Source organism: Streptomyces thermovulgaris (assembly GCF_002155915.1).
Taxonomy (GTDB): domain Bacteria; phylum Actinomycetota; class Actinomycetes; order Streptomycetales; family Streptomycetaceae; genus Streptomyces; species Streptomyces thermovulgaris.
Map to the genome: position 1 here is coordinate 15868 of NZ_MUME01000066.1, position 24451 is coordinate 40318.

Annotated in this window: 18 protein-coding genes and 1 riboswitch; of the genes, 9 read left to right on the forward strand and 9 right to left on the reverse strand. The window is 71.9% G+C overall.

Annotated features, from left to right (window positions below; genetic code table 11):
- Window positions 1-4: 4 nt before the first annotated feature.
- The 3 genes from CCN35_RS06970 (at window position 5) to recQ (ending at window position 5561) form a co-directional block, all read left to right on the forward strand.
- On the forward strand, window positions 5-1576 hold the full coding sequence (locus CCN35_RS06970; RefSeq protein WP_067395411.1) for an NADH-quinone oxidoreductase subunit M: 1572 nt from the start codon (window positions 5-7) through the stop codon (window positions 1574-1576).
- On the forward strand, window positions 1573-3222 hold the full coding sequence (gene nuoN, locus CCN35_RS06975) for an NADH-quinone oxidoreductase subunit NuoN (protein WP_067395414.1): 1650 nt from the start codon (window positions 1573-1575) through the stop codon (window positions 3220-3222). The genes CCN35_RS06970 and nuoN overlap by 4 nt, the downstream gene beginning before the upstream one ends.
- Window positions 3223-3548: 326 nt before the next feature.
- Window positions 3549-5561 (forward strand): DNA helicase RecQ, encoded by a 2013-nt coding sequence (gene recQ / locus CCN35_RS06980; protein ID WP_245863057.1) that lies wholly within the window; start codon window positions 3549-3551, stop codon window positions 5559-5561.
- Window positions 5562-5607: 46 nt separating this feature from the next.
- On the opposite strand, the gene CCN35_RS06985 is transcribed toward recQ, so the two are convergent.
- Together CCN35_RS06985 and fahA are read right to left on the reverse strand one after the other, a co-directional pair.
- The gene (locus tag CCN35_RS06985; RefSeq protein ID WP_067395472.1) at window positions 5608-6543 is read right to left on the reverse strand and encodes a M56 family metallopeptidase; all 936 of its coding nucleotides are present in this window, start codon (window positions 6541-6543) and stop codon (window positions 5608-5610) included.
- A gap of 234 nt (window positions 6544-6777) precedes the next feature.
- A complete protein-coding gene (gene fahA, locus CCN35_RS06990; protein ID WP_067395417.1) occupies window positions 6778-7989 on the reverse strand; it encodes a fumarylacetoacetase in 1212 nt (403 codons plus the stop codon).
- A 227-nt stretch (window positions 7990-8216) separates the two neighbouring features.
- Here fahA and CCN35_RS06995 point away from each other — a divergent pair, with 227 nt between their 5' ends.
- Both CCN35_RS06995 and CCN35_RS07000 read left to right on the forward strand, forming a co-directional pair.
- On the forward strand, window positions 8217-9554 hold the full coding sequence (locus tag CCN35_RS06995) for a carboxylate--amine ligase (RefSeq protein ID WP_245863056.1): 1338 nt from the start codon (window positions 8217-8219) through the stop codon (window positions 9552-9554).
- Between the two features lie 86 nt (window positions 9555-9640).
- Entirely contained in the window at window positions 9641-10516 is an 876-nt protein-coding gene (locus CCN35_RS07000) for an HAD family hydrolase (protein WP_086791875.1), read from the forward strand.
- Here the strand turns inward: CCN35_RS07000 and CCN35_RS07005 are convergent.
- Entirely contained in the window at window positions 10510-11001 is a 492-nt protein-coding gene (locus tag CCN35_RS07005; RefSeq protein ID WP_067395423.1) for a transglycosylase SLT domain-containing protein, read from the reverse strand. The genes CCN35_RS07000 and CCN35_RS07005 overlap by 7 nt on opposite strands.
- A gap of 7 nt (window positions 11002-11008) precedes the next feature.
- Window positions 11009-11194, reverse strand: a riboswitch (cyclic di-AMP (ydaO/yuaA leader).
- Window positions 11195-11680: 486 nt separating this feature from the next.
- Here CCN35_RS07005 and CCN35_RS07010 point away from each other — a divergent pair.
- The 4 genes from CCN35_RS07010 (at window position 11681) to CCN35_RS07025 (ending at window position 16226) form a co-directional block, all read left to right on the forward strand.
- Complete coding sequence (locus CCN35_RS07010; RefSeq protein ID WP_086791877.1) at window positions 11681-12691, forward strand: polyprenyl synthetase family protein; 1011 nt, start codon at window positions 11681-11683, stop codon at window positions 12689-12691.
- 436 nt (window positions 12692-13127) lie between these two features.
- Window positions 13128-14381 (forward strand): LolA family protein, encoded by a 1254-nt coding sequence (locus CCN35_RS07015; RefSeq protein ID WP_067398617.1) that lies wholly within the window; start codon window positions 13128-13130, stop codon window positions 14379-14381.
- A 38-nt stretch (window positions 14382-14419) separates the two neighbouring features.
- Window positions 14420-15364, forward strand: a complete 945-nt coding sequence (locus CCN35_RS07020) for an ABC transporter ATP-binding protein (RefSeq protein WP_067398698.1) — start codon at window positions 14420-14422, stop codon at window positions 15362-15364.
- Entirely contained in the window at window positions 15351-16226 is an 876-nt protein-coding gene (locus CCN35_RS07025; protein ID WP_067398619.1) for an ABC transporter permease, read from the forward strand. Before CCN35_RS07020 ends, CCN35_RS07025 begins: the two co-directional genes overlap by 14 nt.
- A 45-nt stretch (window positions 16227-16271) precedes the next feature.
- On the opposite strand, the gene rarD is transcribed toward CCN35_RS07025, so the two are convergent.
- The 6 genes from rarD to CCN35_RS07055 all read right to left on the reverse strand — a co-directional run bounded on the left by rarD (window position 16272) and on the right by CCN35_RS07055 (window position 24421).
- Complete coding sequence (rarD, locus tag CCN35_RS07030) at window positions 16272-17234, reverse strand: EamA family transporter RarD (protein ID WP_169721339.1); 963 nt, start codon at window positions 17232-17234, stop codon at window positions 16272-16274.
- Between the two features lie 152 nt (window positions 17235-17386).
- The gene (locus CCN35_RS07035) at window positions 17387-18466 is read right to left on the reverse strand and encodes a 2-oxoacid:ferredoxin oxidoreductase subunit beta (protein ID WP_086791879.1); all 1080 of its coding nucleotides are present in this window, start codon (window positions 18464-18466) and stop codon (window positions 17387-17389) included.
- Window positions 18459-20387, reverse strand: a complete 1929-nt coding sequence (locus CCN35_RS07040) for a 2-oxoacid:acceptor oxidoreductase subunit alpha (RefSeq protein ID WP_067398623.1) — start codon at window positions 20385-20387, stop codon at window positions 18459-18461. The genes CCN35_RS07035 and CCN35_RS07040 overlap by 8 nt, the downstream gene beginning before the upstream one ends.
- A gap of 157 nt (window positions 20388-20544) precedes the next feature.
- On the reverse strand, window positions 20545-21216 hold the full coding sequence (locus tag CCN35_RS07045) for a response regulator transcription factor (protein WP_067398625.1): 672 nt from the start codon (window positions 21214-21216) through the stop codon (window positions 20545-20547).
- 394 nt (window positions 21217-21610) lie between these two features.
- Window positions 21611-22975 (reverse strand): sensor histidine kinase, encoded by a 1365-nt coding sequence (locus CCN35_RS07050; protein WP_067398628.1) that lies wholly within the window; start codon window positions 22973-22975, stop codon window positions 21611-21613.
- Window positions 22976-23173: 198 nt separating this feature from the next.
- Window positions 23174-24421 carry a sensor histidine kinase gene (locus tag CCN35_RS07055; protein ID WP_086791880.1) on the reverse strand — a complete coding sequence of 416 codons (1248 nt, stop codon included), beginning with the start codon at window positions 24419-24421 and terminating at the stop codon, window positions 23174-23176.
- Between the last annotated feature and the right edge of the window lie 30 nt (window positions 24422-24451).

Here is a 24451-nt window from a genome sequence, read left to right on the forward strand (position 1 = left end):
ACCGATGTCCTTTCCTCTGCTGACAGCGACGGCGGCGCTCCCGGCCGTCGGGGCCGTCGCCACGGCCGCCGTGCCGGCCGCACGGCGCACCGCCGCCAAGTGGCTTGCGCTGGCCTTCTCGCTCGGCACGCTCGCGCTGGCGGCCACCATCCTGGTCCGCTTCGACCCGGGCGGCGCCCGCTACCAGCTCACCGAGTCCCACTCCTGGATCGCGGCCTTCGGGGTCCGCTACGAACTGGGCGTGGACGGCATCGCGGTGGCGCTGATCGGGCTGACCGCCCTGCTCGTCCCGTTCGTGATGCTGGCGGGCTGGCACGACGCCGACCCGCTGGAGACCGGAAGCCGCCGCTGGCGGCCCACTCAGGGCTTCTTCGCCCTGATCCTGGCGCTCGAGGCGATGGTGATCCTCTCCTTCGAGGCCACCGACGTCTTCCTCTTCTACATCTTCTTCGAGGCCATGCTGATCCCGCTGTACTTCCTGATCGGCGGCTTCGGGGACCGTGCCCACGAGCGCGGGGAGAAGGCGGCCTCGACGCAGCGGTCGTACGCGGCGGTGAAGTTCCTGCTCTACAACCTGGCCGGCGGTCTGATCATGCTGGCCGCGGTGATCGGCCTGTACGTGGTGGCCGGGAGCTTCTCGCTCACCGAGATCGCCCAGGCCCGTGCCGACGGCTCGCTGCGGATGGCGACCGGTGTCGAACGCTGGCTGTTCCTCGGCTTCTTCTTCGCCTTCGCGGTGAAGGCGCCGCTGTGGCCGCTGCACACCTGGCTGCCCAACGCCATGCAGGAGTCCACCGCGCCGGTCGCCGTCCTCATCACGGCGGTGGTCGACAAGGTGGGCACCTTCGCGATGCTCCGCTTCTGCCTCCAGCTCTTCCCGGAGGCGAGCACATGGGCCACACCGGTCGTCCTGGTCCTGGCCCTGATCAGCATCATCTACGGCGCGCTGCTGGCGGTCGGCCAGCGGGACATCAAGCGCCTGATCGCCTACGCGTCGATCTCGCACTTCGGCTTCATCATCATGGGCATCTTCGCGATGACCAGTCAGGGCCAGTCCGGGGCGACGCTCTACATGGTCAACCACGGTCTGTCGACGGCCGTGCTCATGCTGATCGCCGGCTTCCTGATCTCCCGCCGCGGCTCCCGGCTCATCGCCGACTACGGCGGGGTGCAGAAGGTCGCCCCGGTGCTCGCCGGCACGTTCCTGATCGGCAGCCTCGCCACCCTGTCGCTGCCGGGACTCGCGCCCTTCGTCAGTGAGTTCCTGGTCCTGGTCGGCACGTTCACGCGCTACCCGGCGATCGGCATCGCCGCCACCCTCGGCATCGTGCTCGCCGCGCTGTACACCCTCGTCCTCTACCAGAGGACGATGACCGGCCCGGTCAGGAAGGAGGTCTCGGCGATGCCGGACCTGCGGGTGCGGGAGCTGGTGGTCGTGGCCCCGCTGATCGTGCTGCTGATCTTCCTGGGCGTCTATCCCAAGCCCGTCACGGACATCGTCAACCCGGCGGTCCAGCAGACCATGTCCGACGTACACCAGACCGACCCCAAGCCCGAGGTGGAGGCGGCCAAGTGAGCACAGCAGCCGTCCACAGCCTGTGGACAATCGCGGCCGACCCGATTCCCAGGATCGACGCGCCGAAGATCGAATACGGGCAGCTGTCGCCCGTCCTGATCGTCGTGGGCGCGGCGATCGTCGGGATGCTCATCGAGGCGTTCGTCCCGCGCAGGGCGCGCTACTACGCGCAGGTGTTCGTGTCCGTCGTCGCGCTCTGCGCCTCGTTCGCCGCGGTCGTCGCGCTGGCGGCGCAGGGGTACGGCACCACCAAGGCGCACATCGCGGCCATGGGCGCCGTCGCCGTCGACGGACCCGCCCTGTTCCTCCAGGGCACGATCCTGCTGGCGGCCCTGGTCGGCCTGTTCACCTTCGCCGAGCGGCGACTGGACCCGGCCGCGCACGGCAACCGGGTCGACTCCTTCGCCGCGCAGGCGTCCTCCGTGCCGGGCAGCGACAGCGAGAAGGCGGCGGTCAAGGCCGGTCTCACCACCACCGAGGTCTTCCCGCTGCTCCTCTTCGCGGTCGCCGGCCTGCTGGTCTTCCCCGCGGCCAACGACCTGCTGGCCCTGTTCGTGGCCCTGGAGGTCCTCTCCCTCCCGCTGTACCTGCTGTGCGCCCTGGCCCGCCGCAGGCGGCTGATGTCGCAGGAGGCCGCGGTCAAGTACTTCCTGCTGGGCGCGTTCGCCTCCGCGTTCACCCTGTTCGGCATCGCCCTGCTGTACGGGTACGCGGGCTCGGTGTCGTACGCGGCCATCGCGCAGGTCGTCGACGGGAACGTGCCCCACATCACCCCGGCGCTGGCCAACACCATGGGCAACGACGCCCTGCTGCTCATCGGCGCCGCGATGGTCGTGATGGGGCTGCTGTTCAAGGTGGGCGCCGTGCCGTTCCACATGTGGACGCCGGACGTCTACCAGGGCGCGCCGACCCCGGTCACCGGGTTCATGGCGGCGGCGACCAAGGTGGCGGCCTTCGGCGCGCTGCTGCGGCTGCTGTACGTCGTGCTGCCGGGGATGCGCTGGGACTGGCGGCCGGTGATGTGGGCGGTCGCGATCGTCACCATGCTGGTCGGTGCGATCGTCGCCATCACGCAGACCGACATCAAGCGGCTGCTGGCGTACTCGTCGATCGCCCACGCCGGCTTCATCCTCGCGGGTGTCATCGCGACCTCGCGGGACGGCGTCTCCTCCGTCCTGTTCTACCTGGCCGCGTACTCCTTCGTGACGATCGGCGCCTTCGCCGTGGTCACCCTGGTCCGCGACGCCGGCGGCGAGGCCACGCACCTGTCCGGGTGGGCGGGGCTCGGCCGCCGTTCGCCGCTGGTGGCGGCCGTCTTCGCGGTGTTCCTGCTGGCCTTCGCGGGCATTCCGCTGACCTCCGGCTTCACGGGGAAGTTCGCCGTCTTCAGGGCGGCGGCGGAGGGCGGCGCGGTCCCGCTGGTCGTGATCGGTGTGATCGCCTCCGCGGTCGCCGCGTTCTTCTACATCCGCGTGATCGTCCTGATGTTCTTCAGCGAGCCGCGGCCGGAGGGACCGACGGTGGCGGTGCCCTCGCCGCTGACGATGGCGGCGATCGCCGTGGGCGTGGTGGCCACGGTGGTGCTCGGCGTGGCGCCGCAGTACTTCCTGGACCTGGCGAACCAGGCGGGAGTCTTCGTGCGCTGAGGACGCTCCCGCTTCCTGCCGCAACGCCGCTGCCCGGCACCCTGCGAGGGGATGCCGGGCAGCGGCGTTGCGGGGGTGCTGCGCCCCGGGCCCTTCCCGGCCCTTCCCGGCCCTCCCCGGCCCTTCCTGGGCTCTCCCCGCCGTCTCCTGCCGCTCTTCCGGCCGCTCCTCCTGGTACGAGGGCCCGGGGCGGGAGGGGCCGGAGGGCGACGGGAGTCTGTGGACAACTCCCGGGACCGTCGGTGCCGCCCCCTAAGGTGGGGAGCAGCGGTCGAAGGACGACGGACGGGGGACGGGCGATGGGCGGGACGGACGGTGGCACCGGGATGCCGGTGAGCCGGAGCGAGGCGCTGGCCACGCTGCGGCGGGTCTTCGGATACGAGGCCTTCCGGGGCGAGCAGGAAGCGATCGTCGAGCATGTGGTGGCGGGCGGCGACGCCGTGGTCCTCATGCCCACCGGCGGCGGCAAGTCGCTGTGCTACCAGATCCCGGCCCTGATCCGCCCCGGCACGGGCGTCGTCGTCTCGCCGCTGATCGCCCTCATGCAGGACCAGGTGGACGCGCTGCGGGCCCTGGGCGTGCGCGCCGGATTCATCAACTCCACCCAGGACTTCGACGAGCGGCGGGTGGTGGAGGCGGAGTTCCTGGCCGGCGAGCTCGACCTGCTCTACCTGGCGCCGGAGCGGCTGCGCCTGGAGGCCACGCTCGACCTGCTCTCCCGCGGCAAGATCTCCGTCTTCGCCATCGACGAGGCGCACTGCGTGTCCCAGTGGGGCCACGACTTCCGCCCCGACTACCTGGCGCTGTCGCTGCTGGGCGAGCGCTGGCCGGAGGTGCCGCGGATCGCGCTCACGGCGACGGCCACCCCCGCCACGCACCAGGAGATCACCCGGCGGCTGGACATGCCGCGGGCCCGGCACTTCGTGGCGAGCTTCGACCGGCCCAACATCCAGTACCGGATCGTGCCCAAGACCGACCCCAGAAAGCAGCTGCTGGCCTTCATCCAGCAGGAGCACCCGGGCGACGCGGGCATCGTGTACTGCCTGTCGCGCGCCTCGGTGGAGAGGACCGCGGAGTTCCTCACCCGCCACGGCATCGAGGCGCTGCCCTACCACGCCGGCCTGGACGCGGGCACCCGCGCCGCGCACCAGTCCCGCTTCCTGCGCGAGGACGGCCTGGTCGTGGTCGCCACCATCGCCTTCGGCATGGGCATCGACAAGCCGGACGTACGGTTCGTCGCCCATCTCGACCTGCCCAAGTCGGTCGAGGGCTACTACCAGGAGACCGGCCGCGCGGGGCGCGACGGACTGCCGTCGACCGCCTGGATGGCCTACGGCCTGAACGACGTCGTGCAGCAGCGCAAGCTCATCCAGTCCGGCGAGGGCGACGAGGCCTTCCGCCGCCGGGCCCAGGCCCATCTGGACGCGATGCTCGCCCTGTGCGAGACGGTGGAGTGCCGCCGCGGCCGGCTCCTCGCCTACTTCGGCCAGGAACCGGACCCGGCCGGCTGCGGCAACTGCGACACCTGTCTGACCCCGCCCGAGACCTGGGACGGCACGGTCGCGGCCCAGAAGGTGCTCTCCACGGTGGTGCGGCTGAAGCGGGAGCGGGGCCAGAAGTTCGGCGCGGGGCAGATCATCGACATCCTGCTCGGCCGGCGCACCGCCAAGGTGATCCAGTTCGACCACGACCAGCTGTCCGTCTTCGGTGTCGGCACGGAGCTCACCGAGGGCGAATGGCGGGGCGTCGTCCGGCAGTTGCTGGCCCTGGGCCTGCTCGCGGTCGAGGGCGAGTACGGCACGCTGGTGCTGACCGACGCCAGCGCCCCGGTGCTGCGCGGCGAGCGCACGGTGCCGCTGCGCAAGGAGCCGGGGAAACCGGCCGCGGCCCGCACGCCGGCCGCCCGGGCCGACCGCAGGCCCAAGGCGGCGGCCGAACTGCCGGAGGAACTGCTCCCCGCCTTCGAGGCCCTGCGTGCCTGGCGTGCCGAACAGGCCCGGGAGCAGGGCGTCCCGGCCTATGTCGTCTTCCACGACGCCACCTTGCGGGAGATCGTCACCCTCTGGCCGACGTCCGTGGCGCAGCTCGGCACGGTCGGCGGCATCGGCGAGAAGAAGCTGGCGACGTACGGGGAAGGGGTGCTCGCGGTGCTCGCGTCGCTGGGCGGGCCGCCCGGCACCGGGACGGCCGGTGCCCCCGCGGCCGGTCCGGACGGACCGGAACCGGCGGAGGAGCCGCCCGGGCCGGACCCCGGCGACCCGCTGCGGGACCAGCCGCAGGACCAGCCGCAGGACCTGGCGCAGGACCAGCCGCAGGACCAGCCGCAGGACCTGGCGTAGGACCGGCCGCAGGGCCTGGCACGGGGCCCGGGCACGGGACCGGGCCTCACATGGCCGTCAGCCCCGGGGCGAAGGTGATCAGCAGCGGAAGCAGGGGCACCAGGGCCGCCCCCGCCGCGGTCAGGGCCCTGCGCCCGCGGTCCAGCCGGGGCGGCGGCCGGAGGAGACGGTCCACCCGCTCGCCCAGCAGACGGCGGCTGCTGGCGCAGGAGAGGACACCGCGGTGCTGGTTGAGCTCGATCAGGGCCAGCGCCGTGGTGACATGGCCGTGACGGCGGGAGGCGGTGTCGTCGGCGGCCAGTTCGACCAGCCGGTGGGTCTGGTCGCAGAAGTGCGCGAACAGCGGGACGCGCGGGAAGCCGGTGGCCAGCGCGGTCGACAGATGCAGCAGCCAGTCGTGGCGGGCGCGGGCGTGGCCGCGCTCATGGGCGAGGACGGCGTCGAGCTGACGGCCGGTGAGCCGGTGCAGCGCACCGGTGGTGACGACGAGTTGGGACGGGTGGCCGGGCATCCACCAGGCGTCGGGGTAGTCGTCCTCCAGCACGAGCAGCGGTCCGCGGGCCGCCGGAAGACCCGCGGGCAGCTCGGGAACGCGCTCGCGCAGATGCGCGCGGACCAGCCTGCGGCGGCGGCGCGCCTCGACGAGCTCACGGGCGAGCATCGCGGTGGTCCAGGCGGCGCCGCAGGCCAGCAGCAGGGTGAGACCGGCCGTCCAGGCCGGTGCCGCCGCCAGGTCGTACGCGGCGGTCACGGCCGGCGGCGCGGGGGCGAACACCCGGTCGTGCACGGTGCGGAAGACGGCCGCGGCGGTCAGCACCAGGGCGGCCAGACAGCACAGCAGAACCGTGGCGACCAGGCACTGCCACACCCACAGCGCGACGACGGGCTCCCGCTCGGGCCACACCGCCCGGGTCAGCGCACGGGGGACCGGCACGGCGGCCGTCAGCGCGACGGCGCCGAGCAGGAGCAGACAGACGGTCAGGGCCACGGACTCCGGATCCTCGGTCGAAAAGAGGCAGGCGTCGGGGTCGTGCGGCGGCGAGACGGCAAAAACGGCACAGCGGCACAGAAGGGGGAGCCGGCCGACACGCCGGGCGCGCACGACCGGCCGTCAGTATGACGCCCGCGGGCACCGGGAGCCAGGAGCCGGCGGCAACGGATTTTCGGACATCCCCTCCGCCGTGCTCCTGCGCCGTGCCCGTCACCGGGCCTTCCGTCACGCCGGGACGATCCGCCCCGTCACCTCCCCGAGCCCCACCCGGGTGCCGTTCGCCCCCGGGGCCCAGGCCGACAGCGTCACCACGTCCCCGTCCTCCAGGAACGTCCTCTTTCCGTCCGGGAGCTCCAGCGGGTCACGGCCGTTCCAGGTCAGCTCCAGCAGGGAGCCCCGTTCGCGCTCGGCGGGCCCGCTCACCGTGCCCGAGCCGTACAGGTCGCCCGTGCGCAGCGAGGCGCCGTTGACCGTCATGTGGGCGAGCTGCTGCGCGGCCGTCCAGTACATGGTGGAGAACGGCGGCTCGGACACCACATGCCCGTTGATCGCGACGGAGATCCGCAGGTCGTAGCCGCCGGGCTCCTCCGCGGAGTCGTCCAGATAGGGCAGCAGCGGGTGCGTGCGCTCCGGCGGGGCCACCCGCGCGTGCTCCAGCGCGTCCAGCGGGGTGATCCACGCCGACACCGAGGTGGCGAAGGACTTGCCGAGGAACGGGCCGAGGGGGACGTACTCCCAGGCCTGGATGTCGCGTGCCGACCAGTCGTTGAGCAGGCACAGCCCGAAGACGTGCTCGCGGAAGTCGCTCAGCGCCACCGGCTGTCCCATCCGCGACGGCACGCCCACCACGAAGCCGACCTCCGCCTCGATGTCCAGCCGGACCGACGGCCCGAACACCGGCGCGGGATCCGTGGGGGCCTTCCGCTGGCCCGAGGGGCGTACGACGTCCGTGCCGGAGACCACCACCGTTCCCGCGCGGCCGTGGTAGCCGATCGGCAGGTGCTTCCAGTTGGGGGTCAGCGAGTCCGCGGCGTCCGGGCGGAAGATCTGCCCGACGTTGCGGGCGTGGTTCTCCGAGGCGTAGAAGTCGACGTAGTCCGCGACCTCGAACGGCAGGTGCAGGGTCACCGAGGACAGCGGGTGCATGAACGGTGCGATCGCCTCCTGGTGGGAGGGCACCGTCACCCACGCCGTCAGCGCACGCCGTACGTCCGACCACGTGGTGCGGCCGGCGGCGAGCAGCGGGTTCAGGGTCGGCTGCGCGAGCAGGGAGGCGTACGGCGAGCCGAGCGCCCGCGCCGCCGCCCCCGCGTCGAGCACGTGGTCGCCGAGCCGGACGCCCACGGTCCTCTCCGATGCCCCGGCACGGGAGAAGACACCGTAGGGCAGGTTGTGCGGGCCGAAGGGATCGCCCTCGGGAACCTCGAAGGGGGGCATGGGTACTGCCTTCCTTTCCCGTTGTCCACGTGAGCCACGTGCTTTCCATGTGATCGCCCACACGTTACGGGTATGCCGCCGCTTTGGGCAGTGCCTAAAGAGTTTGCAATGTCTGAATTGGCCTTGTGGGAGGTACTGATTCCGGCTTAGCGTCCTTTGAGGAGACGGGCACGAGTCCGCTCCGCAGGGGGACGATGGGGGGACCTGTGGCCAGGAGTGCTGTCGGTGTGCCCTTCCGGGCCGACCGCGACGTGCCGGCCCTGATCGTGAAGTTCGGGAACTATCCGCTGCACCACGGCGGGGTGGGGGCGATCCGCAGCCTGGGCCGTCTCGGCGTCCCCATGTACGCGATCACCGAGGACGCGTACACGCCCGCGGCCTCCTCCCGCTATCTCACCCGCGCCTTCGTCTGGCCGACCCGGGGCACGGAGAAGGCGGACCGCCTGGTGGAGGGCCTGCTGCGGATCGGCCGCCGCATCGGCCGGCCCACCGTCCTCGTGCCCACGGACGAGGAGGCCGCCGTCCTGATCGCCGAGCACCAGGACGCACTGGGGGACCGCTTCCTCTTCCCGCGCGTCGCCCCCGGACTGCCGCGCCGCCTGGCCAGCAAGCAGGGGCTGCACGAGCTGTGCGTGGAGCACGGCGTCCCCAGCCCCGCGGCCGTCTTCCCGCAGTCGTACGACGACATCGTGGCGTTCGCCGCCCGGGCCCGCTTCCCGGTGGTGGCCAAGAACCGCGAGGCGTTCCTGCGGCGCAGCAACCCCGCGGTGAACGGCACCACGAGGATCGCCACCCCCGAGGGGCTGCTGGCCCTCGCCCGCGACTGGGGCGAGCGGCCGGGGGTGATCCTCCAGGAGTATCTGCCGCGGGAGGAGGCCGAGGACTGGATCGTGCACGCCTGCTTCGACCAGGACGCGAACCCGCTCGCGATGTTCACCGGGGTCAAGGTCCGCTCCTGGCCGCCGCACGCGGGGATGACGGCGCACGCGTATGTCGTCGACAACCCCGAACTCGCCGATCTCGCGGCGCGTTTCGTCAAACGGATCGGCTACACCGGCATCGTCGACCTGGATCTGCGCTTCGACCGGCGCGACGGGCGGTACAAGCTCCTCGACTTCAACCCGCGCATGGGCGCCCAGTTCCGGCTGTTCGAGAACGCGTCGGGGGTGGACGTCGTGCGCGCCCTGCACCTCCATCTGACCGGGCGTCCCGTTCCGGGGGGAGAACAGCGCGCGGGCCACCGGTTCGTCGTGGAGAACGTCGACCTGCCCGCCCTGCTCGCCTACCGCCGCAGCGGCCGCACCGCACCGCATGTGCCGGCGCGGGCGAGCGGGACGGAGCTGGCCTGGTTCGCGGGCGACGACCCGATGCCGTTCCTCACCATGCTCGCGCGCAGTGTGCGGCCCGGCGCGAAGCACCTCTACCAGCTGTGGCGGACCCACCGCCGCAGCAGCACGGGCACGCGGGGCGGCCGTCCCGCCGCGCCCGGAACGCCTCATGGCGGCGCCCGGCCGGCCGCCTTTCCGCCCGGGGTGCCGAAACGCCCGGTCGGCAAAGGGAGTTGAGGAGGGGCGGGGCGAAACGGCCGTGTCCGTGACCGCCGTCCGGCTCCCGCCGGGGCGCCGGTGCGGCGGATCCGTATTCTCTGATCATGCCCCCTGCCCTTGCCTATGCCCTTGTCGCCACTGACCTGGACGGAACGCTGCTGCGCGGTGACGACACCCTGTCCGAACGGTCCCTCGCCGCGCTGGCGCGGGTGGCGGCCGCCGGTGCCCGGCACCTCGTGGTGACCGGCCGGCCGGCGCCGAGAGTGCGGCCCCTGCTCGACGCCCTGGGCACCACGGGACTCGCGGTGTGCGGCCAGGGCGCACAGGTCTACGACGCCGGGACGAACCGCCTGCTGTGGTCGGTCACCCTGGACCGGGAGCTGGCCGAGGTCGCGCTCGGCAAGATCGAGGCCGAGGTGGGCGAGGTGTACGCCGCCGTCGACCAGGACGGCGTCGACGGGCTCACGCTCATCGAGCCGGGGTACCGGATGCCGAACCCGGCCCTGCCCTCCGTGCGGGTCGGCCGGCGCGAGGAGCTGTGGTCCAAGCCCATCAGCAAGGTGCTGCTGCGCCATCCCGTGCTGTCCGACGACGACTTGGCGGCGGCGGCGCGCGGCGTGGTGGGCTCCCTGGCCACGGTCACCATGTCGGGCCCGGGAATCGTCGAACTCCAGCCGTGCGGGATCACCAAGGCGACCGGGCTGGCGCTGGCCGCCGAATACCTGGGCCTGAGCCGCGAGCACGCCCTCGCCTTCGGCGACATGCCCAACGACGTCCCCATGTTCCGGTGGGCCGCCCACGGGGTCGCCATGGCCAACGCCCATCCCGAGCTCAAGGCGGTGGCCGACGAGATCACGCTGTCGAACGAGGACGACGGCGTCGCCGTCGTCCTCGAGCGGCTGTTCGGCGGGCCGGGGGAGCGGACCGGCCCGTACGTCCGCCGGCAGGGGCTCGACCGGGGCCCGGTGGAGACTCAGTAGGGGCCGTTGACGTTGTCGATCGAGCCGTACCGCTTGGCCGCGTAGTTGCAGGCGGCGGTGATGTTCGCCACCGGGTCGTAGATGTCGTACGAGGTGCCCGGGACGTGGTAGGCCCTGAAGGTCGGCTCGATGACCTGCAGCAGCCCCTTGGACGGGGTGCCCTTGGCCGCGTTGGAGTCCCAGAGGTTGATGGCCCGCGGGTTGCCGGAGGACTCGCGCATGATGTTGCGGTGGATGCCGTTGTAGGTGCCCGGGATGCCGTGCTTCCTCATGACCTCCAGGGAGGCCCGGATCCAGCCGTCGAGGTTGTTCGGGTAGCCGGCGCCGGTGATCGTTCTGGTGGTTCCGCCGGAGGAGGGCGCCGCGGAGGCGCCGGCGGCACCGAGGAGCGGAGCGGCGAGAAGGGCGGCGCTCGTGCCGGTGACGGCGACGGCGCGGACAGCACGAGCGAGACGAGAACGGTGGCGCTGACCTTGTGCAGACATGGGGACGTGTTCCTCTCCGCCGCCTGCGAGGTGAGCTGTCGGGTTCGGGCGGGGAGGTGCCCGGCCGCGCCCGAGGGCACGGCTTCACCCCGAGCCGGTCCGATGCGGCGTACACCACGGGGCGTACGCGCCCGGTCCGGCGGCTTACCTGGGTCCCCCGCTCCTGCCGTGAGTGACTCGGTCGATGGATTCACGGGCGGCGGCAGGATTCGGCGTCCGCCCGTCGGCCGGGAAGGTATGCGAGCGCACATGTCCGGAACAAGGGTCCGATTCATGTATCGCCCTGATTGGCCTTGATCAGAGGTGTATGAGGCGCTTGATCCTTTGCGCCGAGAAAAGCCCAACTGGCTTGCGGGCAAAGGGGAAAGGGGAAGGGAATGCGGAGAAATGGGTGAAGAGGTGCGAGTGACCCAATTCACGATCCGGCGGGGCGGGGAGTAATTTTCCTCAACGGGAATTTTATTCCCAATGAGGGGCGAATCGGACGGTGCGGTGAATGTCCGTGCGGGCCGCGCAAGAGAGACGTGATGGTGGTCACGTCGGGTGATGCCGTCCGGTTCGTATCGGTGGGCGCCATCCGTGATCGAAACTTGACCGGATACGCTGACTCGAGTGATGGCAGCGACCTATCGACAAACTGCGTGACCGCCAGCTGACACCAGCAGACAGGAGACCCCTCGTGACCGTCGTCGGGCCATTCGGGCTGAACGTGCGGGACCAGGCTCTCGAAGCCGATGTCCAGGCCGGGCTGGCGGCTGTCGAGGAAGGGCTGCTCGAGGCCACCAAGAGCGAGGTCCCGTTCATCACGGAGGCCGCCCAGCATCTCGTCAAGGCGGGCGGCAAGCGGTTCCGGCCGCTGCTCGTGATGCTCGCGGCGCAGTTCGGCGACCCGTACGCGCCGGGCGTCGTACCGGCGGCCGTGGTCGTGGAGCTGACCCATCTGGCGACGCTGTACCACGACGACGTGATGGACGAGGCCGCGGTGCGCCGCGGAGTGGCCAGCGCCAACACCCGCTGGGGCAACTCCGTGGCGGTCCTGACCGGTGACTTCCTGTTCGCCCGGGCCTCGCAGATCCTCGCCGACCTCGGACCGGAGGCGGTCCGGGTGCAGGCCGTGGCGTTCGAGCGGCTGGTCACCGGGCAGATCCTGGAGACGGCCGGCCCGCAGGACGGCCGGGACCCGGTCGAGCACTACCTGGAGGTGCTCAGCGGCAAGACCGGATCGCTGGTGGCGGTGTCGTGCCGGTTCGGGGCGATGATGTCCGGCGCCGACGAGACGGTCGTGGACGTGCTGACCCAGTACGGCGAGCGGCTGGGCGTCGCCTTCCAGCTCGCGGACGACGTCCTGGACATCGCCTCCGACTCGCACGAGTCCGGCAAGACGCCCGGCACGGATCTGCGCGAGGGCATTGCCACCCTGCCGGTCCTGCGGCTGCGCGAGCGCGCGGCGCGGATGGGGCTGGCCGAGGACATCGCCCTGTGCGAGCTGCTGGACTCCGACCTGAGCGACGACGCGCGGCACGCCGAGGCGCTGGCGGCGCTGCGCACGCACCCGGCGCTGGAGCAGGCCCGCCGGGACACCGTGCGCTACGCCGAGGAGGCCCGTGCCGTGCTGGCCCCGCTGCGCGACTGCACCGCGAAGGACGCACTGATCGACCTGTGCGACGCGGTGGTGCACCGGGCCGGCTAGAGCCGGCCCGATGAGACCGGGTCAGGCCCCGCCGAAGCGGACCGGAGCGGCCTGGTGCGAGCCGGATCGCCCCGGATCGCCCGGATTGCCCGGGTGGGGTGAAGGGGGCGGGGCAACCCGAACGGGCCAGTCCCGGCGAACCGGCCGGAAGGTGTCCGGCGGGTCCGGCCGGTTCATGATCGTGCGATCCGTCCGGCTGCTCCGATCGGGTGGCGTTCGCCCACCGACCCCTACGGGACGACGGGGCCGCAGTGCCCCTCGTGTCATACCGCAGGCGTAGGCGAGTTGGCTCCGGGGGCTGACGCCTCTTCACCGCCGATTTGGTCAGATGGATACCACGAACAGCATCACTCCTCACCGATTCGGGTGAGAATGGCGGCTCGGAGTGGATCCAGCTCGCAGGACAGCCGCCGCCGACGACGGAGGTAGGGCACACATGGCACCGTACGGATCCGACGACAGCATCGGCGCCGAGGAGGCGGACGGCCGGCCCGCGGGGCGGCGCAGGGCCGTGCGCTATGCCGTCCCGGTCGCGGTGGTGGGCATGGCGGCAGCGACCATTGGGCTCGTCCCGGCCATCGCCGACTCCGGCAGCCCCGACCTGCCGAAGATCACCGCGCAGCAACTCATCGAGAAAATAGCCAGGTCGGACGTCCAGCAGATGTCCGGCACGGTCAGGATCAGCACCGATCTGGGCCTGCCCGACCTCGGCGGCCTGGAGAAGGGCCTGATCTCGGGCGCCGACAAGGGCGGTGAGGGATCGTCGGCCGACCCGAAGTCCAAGCTGACCGAACTGGCCTTCGGCACGCACACCGTACGCGTCGCGACCGACGGGCCGGACCGGCAGAAGATCTCGCTGATCGAGGACGCGGCCGAGTACAGCCTCATCCACAACGGCAAGGACGTCTGGGGCTACGACAGCAGGTCGAACGAGGTCTTCCACGGCACGGTGGAGGACGACGGCCGCACGCACGACAAGCACGACAAGCACAGGAGCGAGGTGCCCGCCACCCCCAAGGACTTCGCCGACCAGCTCCTGAAGTCGGTCGACGACACCACCTCGGTGACGGTGGACGGCACCGCACAGGTCGCCGGACGCGACGCCTACCGGCTGGTCGTCAAGCCGAAGCACGCCTCCGGCACCACGGTCGGGGCGGTCAGCATCGCGGTGGACGCCGCGACCGGGCTGCCGCTGAAGTTCACGCTCACCCCGGCGAGCGGCGGTGCCGCCGTCGTGGACGCGGGCTTCACCCGGATCAGCTACGACAAGCCGGCCGCCTCCGCCTTCGACTTCACCCCGCCCAAGGGGGCGAGGATCACCGAGGAGAAGGACCGCGGCAAGGACGCCGGGAAGGAGCCCGGGAAGGACGCGCACTCCCGGGACCTCGGCCCGGCCGGGAAGGGCCTCGCCAGGAGCGGCGGACCGAAGATCATCGGTGAGGGCTGGAACGCCGTCGCCGTGTTCGACTCCGGCGCCTCCGGCACCGAGGACGGCACCCCGCGGGCCTTCGGCCACGGGGACCCGAGCCGCTTCCTCTCCTCGCTCGGCGACCGCGTCTCCGGCGCGTTCGGCAAGGGCACGGTCTTCTCCACCCGTCTGATCAACGCCCTGATGACGGACGACGGCAAGGTCTACGTCGGTGCCGTCACCAAGGAAGCACTGGTGAAGGCGGCGAACAGCGAGCGGTGACGCCCGCGGGCGGCGGGCACGACGAGACGAGGGAGCCGATGGACGAAGAGGACGACGGCGTCATCCGCACCCGGGGGCTCACCAAGCGCTACCGCGGCGGACAGCTCGCCGTGGACGGCCTCGACCTGACCGTCCCGGCAGGCAGCGTCTTCGGCTTCCTCGGCCCGAACGGCTCGGGCAAGACCACCACCATCCGCATGCTGATGGGGCTCGTCGAGCCCACCTCCGGCACGGCGCGCGTGCTGGGGCACCCCATGCCCCGCTCCTCGCGTGCCGTGCTGCCCAGGGTCGGTGCGCTCATCGAGGGCCCGGCCCTGTACGGCTTTCTGACCGGCCGGGACAATCTGCTGCGCTACGACGCCGCCGACCCGACCGCCGACCCCCGCACCCGGCGCACCCGGGTCGCCGCCGCGCTGGAGCGGGTGGGTCTGACGGCCGCGGCGGGCAAGAAGGTCAAGGCGTACTCCCTGGGCATGAGGCAGCGCCTCGGCCTGGCCGCGGCCCTGCTCCAGCCGCGCGACCTGCTCGTCCTGGACGAGCCGACCAACGGTCTCGACCCGCAGGGCATGCGCGAGATCCGCTCCCTGGTGCGGGAGCTGGCCTCGGACGGCACCACCGTCTTCCTCTCCTCCCATCTGCTGGACGAGATCGAGCAGGTGTGCACCCATGCGGCCGTCATGGCCCGGGGACGGCTGATCGCCCAGGGCGCGGTGGCCGAGCTGACCGCCGGTGCGCGCGGCCGGCTGGTGGTGACCACGCCGGACACCGGGGAGGCGGCCCGGGTGCTCAAGGAGCAGGGCGCCGGCGACGTCGTCGTCGACGAGGACCGGGTGACCGGGGAGCCGCCGGAGCGCGACCTCGCCGAGGTGAACGCCGCGCTGGTGGCGGCGGGCGTCCGGGTCCGCGGTTTCGGGCTCGAACGGGCCTCGCTGGAGGACGCCTTCGTGGCACTCACGGGGGAGGGCTTCGATGTCGCGGGCTGAGACCGCCGTCCGCAGCCCGCGCCCGCTGCGGACCCTCGGGCTGCTGCGCAGCGAGCTGACCACCACCTTCCGGCGCTGGCGCACCCTCGCCCTGCTGGGCGTGCTGGCCGCCGTACCGGTCCTGATCGGGGCGGCCGTCAGGATCGAGACGAGCGACGGCTCACCGGCGGGCCCCGGGGACGGCGGTGAGGGACCGGCGTTCGTCGCGCAGATCACCAACAACGGGCTGTTCCTGGTGTTCACCGCGCTGGCCGTCACCCTGCCGTTCTTCCTGCCGATGGCCGTCGGCGTGATCGCGGGCGACGCGATCGCCGGGGAGGCGCACGCGGGCACCCTGCGCTATCTGCTGGTCGCCCCGGCCGGCCGCACCCGTCTGCTGCTGACCAAGTACGCCGCCACGGTGGCGTTCTGCCTGGCCGCCACCTTCGTGGTCGCCGTCTCGGCGCTCGCCGTGGGGGCGCTGCTCTTCCCGCTCGGCGACCTGACCACCATCTCCGGCACCCGGATCGGCTTTACCGAGGGCCTGGGCCGGGCGCTGCTGATCGCCCTCGTGGTCGCCCTGTCCCTGACCGGTCTCGCCGCGCTCGGCCTGTTCGTCTCGACGCTGACCAACAGCGGGATCGCGGCGATGGCCGCGACCGTGGGCCTGCTGATCACCGTCCAGATACTCGACCAGATCCCCCAGCTCCACGCGGTCCAGCCGTATCTCTTCTCCCACTACTGGCTGTCCTTCGCCGACCTCGTGCGCGACCCGGTCCACTGGGACGACCTGGTGAGGAACCTCCAGGTGCAGGCCCTGTACACGGCGGTGTTCGGCTCGGCGGCCTGGGCACGGTTCACGACGAAGGACATCACCGCATAGGGGCCGTGGACCCGCGTGCGGCGGGCCGGGATCCCGCGGCGGCCGCTACGCGTCCACCGGGTTTCGATCCGCCGCCGACGCCGCGCGGGGAGCCCCGGCCCGGACCCTGGGCGCCGCCGCCCGGCGGGCCGTGCGCAGTCCGTCCCAGGTCAGCAGGGTCAGGGCCAGCCAGACCAGGACGAACCCGGCCCAGCGCTCGGGCGGCATGGACTCGTGGAAGTACAGAACGCCCAGCAGGAACTGGGTGACCGGGGCCAGGTACTGCAGCAGTCCCAGGGTGGACAGCGGCACCCGGACCGCGGCGGCGCCGAAGCAGACCAGGGGCAGGGCGGTCACGATGCCCGTGCAGGCGAGCAGGACGGCGTGCCCGGCGCCCTCGGTGGTGAAGGTGGAGCGGCCCTGGGCGCCCAGCCACAGCAGATAGGCGAGGGCGGGCAGGAACTGCACGGCGGTCTCGGCGGCCAGCGACTCCACGCCGTCCAGGCCGACCTTCTTCTTCACCAGGCCGTAGGTGGCGAAGGAGAAGGCGAGGCAGAGGGAGATCCACGGCGGGCGGCCGTAGCCGACGGTGAGCACCACGACGGCGACGGCGCTGAGGAGGACCGCCGCCCACTGCACGGGCCGCAGCCGCTCCTTCAGGAGCAGCACGCCCATCGCGATGGTGACCAGCGGGTTGATGAAGTACCCGAGGGAGGACTCCACGACGTGCCCGTTGTTCACGGACCAGATGTAGACCCCCCAGTTGACGGTGATCACCGCGGCGGCGACCGTGACGAGGCCCAGTCTGCGCGGCTGCCGCAGCAGTGCGCCGGCCCAGGCCCAGCGGCGCACGACGAGCAGGGTGAGGGCGACGAAGACGAGGGACCACACCATGCGGTGGGCGAGGATCTCCACCGCCCCGGCGGGTATGAGCAGGGGCCAGAAGAGGGGGACGAGGCCCCATATCCCGTAGGCGGCCAGGCCGTTCAGCAGACCGGTGCGCTGCTCGCCCCTCGACTTCCCGCTCAAGCGGTTCCTCCCTGATGCCTCTGTCCGCGTGCGCGCGGCCCATGGCGCCGCACGCGGCGCCGCCCACAGGAAGGTAACGCCGGACACCCCCGTCTGTCATGCCCGTACCGCAATACGGTCATGACAGGCGGGGGTGCCGCTGCCGCGGGTTCTCAGCCGACGACCGTCCAGGTGTCCCCGCCGGCCAGCAGTGCCGCCAGGTCTCCCTTGCCGCGCTGCTCGATCGCCCGGTCCAGCTGGTCGGCCATCTCGGTGTCGTACACCGGGCGGTCGACGGAGCGGAACACACCGATCGGCGTGTGGTGCAGGGTGTCCGGGTCGGCCAGCCGGGACAGCGCGAAGGCCGTGGTCGGCGAGGCCGCGTGGGCGTCGTGGACGAGGACCTCGGACTCGTTCTCCGGGGTGACGTCGACGACCTTCAGATCGCCGGTCGCCGGGTCGCGCACGACCCCGCGGCTCCCGTCCGCGCCGAAGCGGATCGGCTGCCCGTGCTCCAGGCGGATCAGGGCCTCCTGGGCCCGCTGACGGTCCTTGAGGGCGTCGAAGGCGCCGTCGTTGAAGATGTTGCAGTTCTGGTAGATCTCGATCAGCGCGGCGCCGGGGTGGGCGGCCGCCGCACGCAGCACCTCGGTCAGGTGCTTGCGGTCGGAGTCGATCGTCCGCGCCACGAAGGACGCCTCCGCGCCGATCGCCAGCGAGACCGGGTTGAAGGGCGCGTCCAGCGAGCCCATCGGCGTCGACTTGGTGATCTTGCCGACCTCGGAGGTCGGGCTGTACTGCCCCTTGGTCAGACCGTAGATCCGGTTGTTGAACAGCAGGATCTTGAGGTTCACATTGCGGCGCAGGGCGTGGATCAGGTGGTTGCCGCCGATCGACAGCGCGTCGCCGTCACCGGTCACCACCCATACGCTCAGATCGCGCCGCGAGGTCGCCAGGCCGGTGGCGATGGCGGGGGCGCGGCCGTGGATGGAGTGCATCCCGTAGGTGTTCATGTAGTACGGGAAGCGGGAGGAGCAGCCGATGCCGGAGACGAAGACGATGTTCTCCCGGGCGATGCCCAGCTCCGGCATGAAGCCCTGGACGGCCGCGAGGATCGCGTAGTCGCCACAGCCGGGGCACCAGCGCACTTCCTGGTCGGACTTGAAGTCCTTCATGGACTGCCTGGCCGTGGCCTTCGGGACCAGGGAGAGCGCCTCGATCGTGCCCCTGCCTTCCGTGGACGTCTCAGCCATCAATGGCCTCCTTGAGAGCCTGGGCGAGCTGTTCGGCCTTGAACGGCATGCCGTTGACCTGGTTGTACGACTGCGCGTCCACCAGGTACTTCGCTCGCACCAGCGTGGCGAGCTGTCCGAGGTTCATCTCGGGGACCACCACCTTGTCGTAACGCTTCAGGACCGTGCCGAGGTTGCGCGGGAAGGGGTTGAGGTGGCGCAGATGGGCCTGCGCGATGGACTCCCCGGCCGCGCGCAGCCGGCGCACGGCGGCCGTGATCGGTCCGTAGGTGGAGCCCCAGCCGAGCACGAGCGTGCGTGCCTGGTCCGGGTCGTCGACCTCCACGTCCGGCACCTCGATGCCGTCGACCTTGGCCTGCCGGATGCGGACCATGAAGTCGTGGTTGGCGGGGTCGTAGGAGATGTGCCCGGTGCCGTCCTGCTTCTCGATGCCGCCGATGCGGTGCTCCAGGCCCGGTGTGCCGGGGATCGCCCACGGACGGGCCAGGGTCTGGGGGTCGCGCTTGTACGGCCAGAACACCTCGGTGCCGTCGTCCAGGGTGTGGTTGGGGCCCTGCGCGAACTGCACGGTGAGGTCCGGCAGCTCGTCCAGCTCGGGGATGCGCCACGGCTCGGAGCCGTTGGCCAGGTAGCCGTCGGAGAGCAGGAAGACGGGCGTGCGGTACGTCAGCGCGATCCGGGCCGCCTCCAGGGCGGCGTCGAAGCAGTCGGCCGGGGTGCGGGGAGCGACCACCGGAACCGGGGCCTCGCCGTTGCGGCCGTACATCGCCTGCAGCAGGTCGGCCTGCTCGGTCTTGGTCGGCAGACCGGTGGACGGCCCGCCGCGCTGGATGTCGACGATCACCAGCGGCAGCTCCAGCGACACCGCGAGCCCGATGGTCTCCGACTTCAGGGCCACACCCGGACCGGAGGTCGTGGTGACGGCGAGCGAACCGCCGAAGGCGGCCCCGAGCGCGGCGCCGATGCCGGCGATCTCGTCCTCGGCCTGGAAGGTCCGCACACCGAAGTTCTTGTGCTTGCTCAGCTCGTGCAGGATGTCCGAGGCCGGGGTGATCGGGTACGAGCCCAGGAACAGCGGCAGGTCCGCCTGCCGGGAGGCGGCGATCAGACCGTAGGCCAGGGCCAGGTTCCCGGAGATGTTCCGGTAGGTGCCGACGGGGAAGGCCCTGGAGGCCGGGGCGACCTCGTAGGAGACCGCGAAGTCCTCCGTCGTCTCGCCGAAGTTCCAGCCCGCCCGGAAGGCGGCGATGTTCGCCTCCGCGATCTCCGGCTTCTTGGCGAACTTCTTTCTCAGGAACTTCTCGGTGCCCTCGGTGGGCCGGTGGTACATCCAGCTCAGCAGGCCCAGCGCGAACATGTTCTTGCTGCGCTCGGCCTCCTTGCGGGAGAGGTCGAAGTCCTTCAGCGCCTCCACCGTCAGGGTGGTCAGCGGCACCGGGTGCACGCGGTAGCCGTCCAGCGACCCGTCCTCCAGGGGGGAGGACTCGTAGCCGACCTTCGCCATCGCGCGCTTGGTGAACTCGTCGGTGTTGACGATGATCTCCGCGCCGCGCGGCAGATCGCCGATGTTCGCCTTCAGCGCGGCCGGGTTCATCGCGACCAGCACGTTCGGCGCGTCGCCGGGGGTCAGGATGTCGTGGTCGGCGAAGTGCAGCTGGAAGGAGGACACACCCGGCAGGGTCCCTGCGGGGGCGCGGATCTCGGCCGGGAAGTTCGGCAGGGTCGACAGGTCGTTGCCGAAGGCCGCCGTCTCCGAGGTGAAGCGGTCGCCGGTGAGCTGCATGCCGTCGCCGGAGTCGCCCGCGAACCGGATGATCACCCGGTTCAGGCGGCGGACGTCCTTCGTCCCGGCCGCCTTGCGCCGCTCTCCCGCGGCCGCTCCGTCGGCCTGCTCCGCTGGACTGCTGACCTGGCTGGTCACTGAACTGGACCTCCCTCGAGGCTGCTGTGTGGGAGCGGCCTTCCCGAAGACCTTCCCGGAGTCAACCCTACGTCGGTCAGGGTCACCTTCCCTGGACCGTTCGCATACTGGACGCCGTGCTGAGACGGACCGGCCGATGCGGCACAACGCCCGACGATCATGAGTTCAAGTAGGTGAGCACGGCCAGAACGCGCCGGTGGTCCCCCTCGCTCGGGGCCAGCCCGAGCTTGAGGAAGATGTTGCTGACGTGCTTCTCGACCGCCCCGTCGCTCACCACCAGCTGCCGGGCGATGGCCGAGTTCGTCCGGCCCTCGGCCATCAGGGCCAGCACCTCCCGCTCCCGCGGGGTGAGCCCGGCCAGCACGTCCTGCTTGCGGCTGCGTCCGAGCAGCTGGGCGACCACCTCCGGGTCCAGGGCCGTACCGCCCCGGGCGACCCGCACCACGGCGTCCACGAACTCCCGGACGTCGGCCACCCGGTCCTTGAGCAGATAGCCCACCCCGCGGCTGGAGCCGGCCAGCAGCTCGGTGGCGTACCGTTCCTCCACGTACTGCGACAGCACCAGCACGCCCAGCTCCGGATGCGCCTTGCGCAGCTGGACGGCGGCCCGCACCCCCTCGTCGGTGTGCGTCGGGGGCATCCGTACGTCCGCCACGACGACATCGGGCAGCGCCGACTGCTCGTGCAGCTCGGTGATGGTCTTGACCAGCGCCTCGGCATCGCCCACGCCGGCCACGACCTCGTGTCCGCGGTCGGTCAGCAGCCGGGTCAGGCCCTCCCTGAGCAGCACTGAGTCCTCGGCGATGACCACCCGCACCCTGTCCTCCACGCTCTTCGGCCCCCCACAGCCCCGTTCGTCGGTCGTTCGTCGCGTTCGCCGGCCGTCGCATACGCCGCATACGACATGGTCCAGCATTCCAGCATGCGACCGCGGCCGCGCACGGGCCACGGGGAAGAGGAGAAGACCGCACACGAGGCCACACATCCGGCCACAAGTCCGCCACATGTCCGGCCACATGGGCGGATGCGTGTCCGGCGGACCGGCACATCGGCCGCATCCGCGCGACGGCACGTCGCGTGTCTTGCGTCACACCGCGCGCCGCCTCGGGGGACGCGCAAGCCGGGCCGCGCCCGAGGCGGCCCGGGACGAAGGGCGCCGTGCCACGCCGTGGGGCGGGCACGGCGCCCTGCGGTGGTCCGTGAGACACACGGCCGGGGCGCGCTCAGCGCCGCCAGGGCAGCTCCGCCGTCACCCGGGTGGGACCGCCGGCCGGCGAGTCGACGACCAGGACCCCGTCCACCGCGTCCAGCCGCTCGGCCAGCCCCGCCAGGCCCGAGCCCTTGGACGGGTCCGCACCGCCGACCCCGTCGTCCACGACCTGGAGCAGCAGCCGGTTGTCCACCCGCCAGACGTCGACCGAGGCGGACCGCGCCCCGCTGTGCTTGCTGATGTTCTGCAGCAGCTCGGAGACGGTGAAGTAGGCGATGCCCTCGATCGCCGGGGCCGGCCGGGAGTCCAGGTCCACCTCCACCCGCACCGGCACGGTGCAGCGCGAGGCCACCGCGGACAGGGCCGCGTCCAGGCCGCGGTCGGTCAGGACGGCGGGGTGGATGCCGCGGGCCAGGTCGCGCAGCTCCTGCAGCGCGATCTTCACCTCGCCGTGCGCCTCGTCCACCATCCGCGCCGCCGCCTGCGGGTCCTCCGCCAGCTTCTCCTTGGCCAGGCCGAGGCCCATGGCCAGATTGACCAGCCGGGCCTGCGCCCCGTCGTGCAGATCCCGCTCGATGCGCCGCAGATCGGCGGCGGCCGTGTCGACCACGACCCCCCGGTCCGACTCCAGCTCCACCACCCGCGCCGACAGCCGCGACGGCCCGAGCAGCCCGCGCACCAGCACCCGGTCCACCGTCGTCAGCGCCCGCACGATCCACGGCGTGGCCAGCGTGAGCAGCAGCCCCACCAGCGCGGTCGCCGTGATCTCGAACGGGTTGTCGAGGTAGACGGCGTGTTGCTCGTCACCGTAGAGCTGGATGCCGCCCTGGCCGGCCCACAGCGGGAAGGCCCAGAACCACAGCGGGTACGTCAGCAGCGTCCAGCCCATCGTCCAGAGGGGCACCGCGACCGAGAAGGAGAACACCGCCCACGGGAACTGCAGCAGGGTGTAGAGCAGGGCCCGCCAGGAGGAGCCGCTCTTCAGCAGGGCCCCCGTCCAGGCCAGGACGCCCGGCCTCTGCACCCGCAGCGGCTCCGGCTCGGCCACCTCCAGACCGAGCAGACCGCGCGCCCGCGACCGCTCCAGAGCGCCGATCAGGCGGCAGCCGGCCAGCGTCGCGGCCAGCACCGGGACGCCGAGGAACGTCACCAGCAGGCCCGCGCCCAGCGACAGCATCGTGACGGTGTAGACGAAGAGCGCGACGCCGACCGGCAGGCTCAGCAGCACATGTCCGAACTCGCGCAGGCTGCGCGCCTCGAACGGCGCCCGCAGCCCGGCGGGCAGCAGGTGCCGCCGCTTCCGGGTCCCGTCGTGCGACCCGTCCCCGCTGCGGAGCCCGTACTTTTGTCCGTACCGCGATCCGTACTGGGTGGCCATCGGCGTCGTCCCGTTCTCCTCTGTCCTGCCGCTGCCGTGCCGCACCGCCTGCCGCGCCGCCGCGCCGCCGCGTCGCGCTGCCGTGCCCGGCCCCGCGGCCCGTCCTACGCGGCTCTGCCTTGCCGTGCGCTCCCACTCTGCTCGGCCGCGGAAGACGGGACCATGGAGCGTGTCGGCGTCCTGGACGGGGGGTTTTCCCTACCTCCTGCCGGGGGCGCTCCTGCCGTGGGCTCCTCCGCCCGGCGTGCCCGGACCGTCCGTGCGGTCCCGCCACGGCAGCTCCGCCGTGACCGTCGTCGGGCCGCCCGGCGGCGAGTCGACCACGAACAGGCCGTCGACCGCGTCCAGCCGCTCGGCCAGACCGCGCATCCCCGTCCCGCCGTCCAGCCGGGCACCGCCGACCCCGTCGTCCACGACCTGGATCATCAGCCGGTCCTCGGCCCGCCACACGTCGACCGAGGCGGACCGCGCCCTGCTGTGCTTGCTGACGTTCTGCAGCAGCTCGGAGACGGTGAAGTAGGCGATGCCCTCGATCGCCGGGGCCGGCCGGGAGTCCAGTTCGACCGTCACCTCGACCGGCACGGTGCAGCGCGAGGCCACCGCGGACAGGGCCGCGTCCAGGCCGCGGTCGGTCAGGACGGCGGGGTGGATGCCGCGGGCCAGGTCGCGCAGCTCCTGCAGCGCGAGCTTCACCTCGCCGTGCGCCTCCTCGACCATCGCGGCGACCTGCTCGTCGGCCTGTCCCTCCGCCAGCTTCTCCTTGGCCAGGCCGAGGCCCATGGCCAGATTGACCAGCCGGGCCTGCGCCCCGTCGTGCAGATCCCGCTCGATGCGCCGCAGATCGGCGGCGGCCGTGTCGACCACGACCCCCCGGTCGGACTCCAGTTCGGCGATCCGCCGCTCCAGCTCGTCGGAGGGCGAGAGCAGGGCGCGCACCAGGGCCCGGTCCACGTTCGCCATGACCCGGGCGAGGAACGGCAGCACCGGCCACAGCACGAACAGCGAGACCAGCGTGACCGTGAAGGTGAGCACCCCCCAGGGCATCCGTATGACGTCGTACAGCGCCGTGCGCCAGCCCACCGGGTCCTTCAGCATCAGCCACAGCTTGTCGAGCAGCCCCTTGGTGCGGCCCAGCGGCAGCGGGCTCGGCTCCTCGATCCGCACTCCGAGCAGCGCCCTGGCCCGCGCCCGCTCCAGCCTGCCCAGCTGCCGCGACCCCATCAGCCCCAGCGCCAGCAGCGGGAAGCCGATCACGGTCAGCGTCATCGTGATGCCGGTGAGCAGCACCGACATCACATAGCAGAAGCCGAACAGCGTCACCGGCAGGTTCAGCAGGAGATGCGTGATCTCCTTCCAGGTGGGCAGGTCGTAGGCGGGACGAGGCGGAGGAAGACGGTCCTCGGCGTCGGCTGCCGCCGGACCGGCGGTGGAGGAATGTGCGGTCATACGGGCCAGCGTGCCGCGCGGACGGGGGTC

Bases quoted from the DNA above. Each gene is read 5' to 3' on its own strand.
- CCN35_RS07005 (WP_067395423.1), bottom strand. From the start codon at position 11,001: ATGTCTGCACAAGGTCAGCGCCACCGTTCTCGTCTCGCTCGTGCTGTC.
- CCN35_RS07000 (WP_086791875.1), top strand. From the start codon at position 9,641: ATGCCCCCTGCCCTTGCCTATGCCCTTGTCGCCACTGACCTGGACGGA.
- CCN35_RS07015 (WP_067398617.1), top strand. From the start codon at position 13,128: ATGGCACCGTACGGATCCGACGACAGCATCGGCGCCGAGGAGGCGGAC.
- CCN35_RS06970 (WP_067395411.1), top strand. From the start codon at position 5: ATGTCCTTTCCTCTGCTGACAGCGACGGCGGCGCTCCCGGCCGTCGGG.
- fahA (WP_067395417.1), bottom strand. From the start codon at position 7,989: ATGCCCCCCTTCGAGGTTCCCGAGGGCGATCCCTTCGGCCCGCACAAC.
- recQ (WP_245863057.1), top strand. From the start codon at position 3,549: ATGCCGGTGAGCCGGAGCGAGGCGCTGGCCACGCTGCGGCGGGTCTTC.
- CCN35_RS07050 (WP_067398628.1), bottom strand. From the start codon at position 22,975: ATGGCCACCCAGTACGGATCGCGGTACGGACAAAAGTACGGGCTCCGC.
- CCN35_RS07020 (WP_067398698.1), top strand. From the start codon at position 14,420: ATGGACGAAGAGGACGACGGCGTCATCCGCACCCGGGGGCTCACCAAG.
- CCN35_RS07025 (WP_067398619.1), top strand. From the start codon at position 15,351: ATGTCGCGGGCTGAGACCGCCGTCCGCAGCCCGCGCCCGCTGCGGACC.
- CCN35_RS07055 (WP_086791880.1), bottom strand. From the start codon at position 24,421: ATGACCGCACATTCCTCCACCGCCGGTCCGGCGGCAGCCGACGCCGAG.
- CCN35_RS07035 (WP_086791879.1), bottom strand. From the start codon at position 18,466: ATGGCTGAGACGTCCACGGAAGGCAGGGGCACGATCGAGGCGCTCTCC.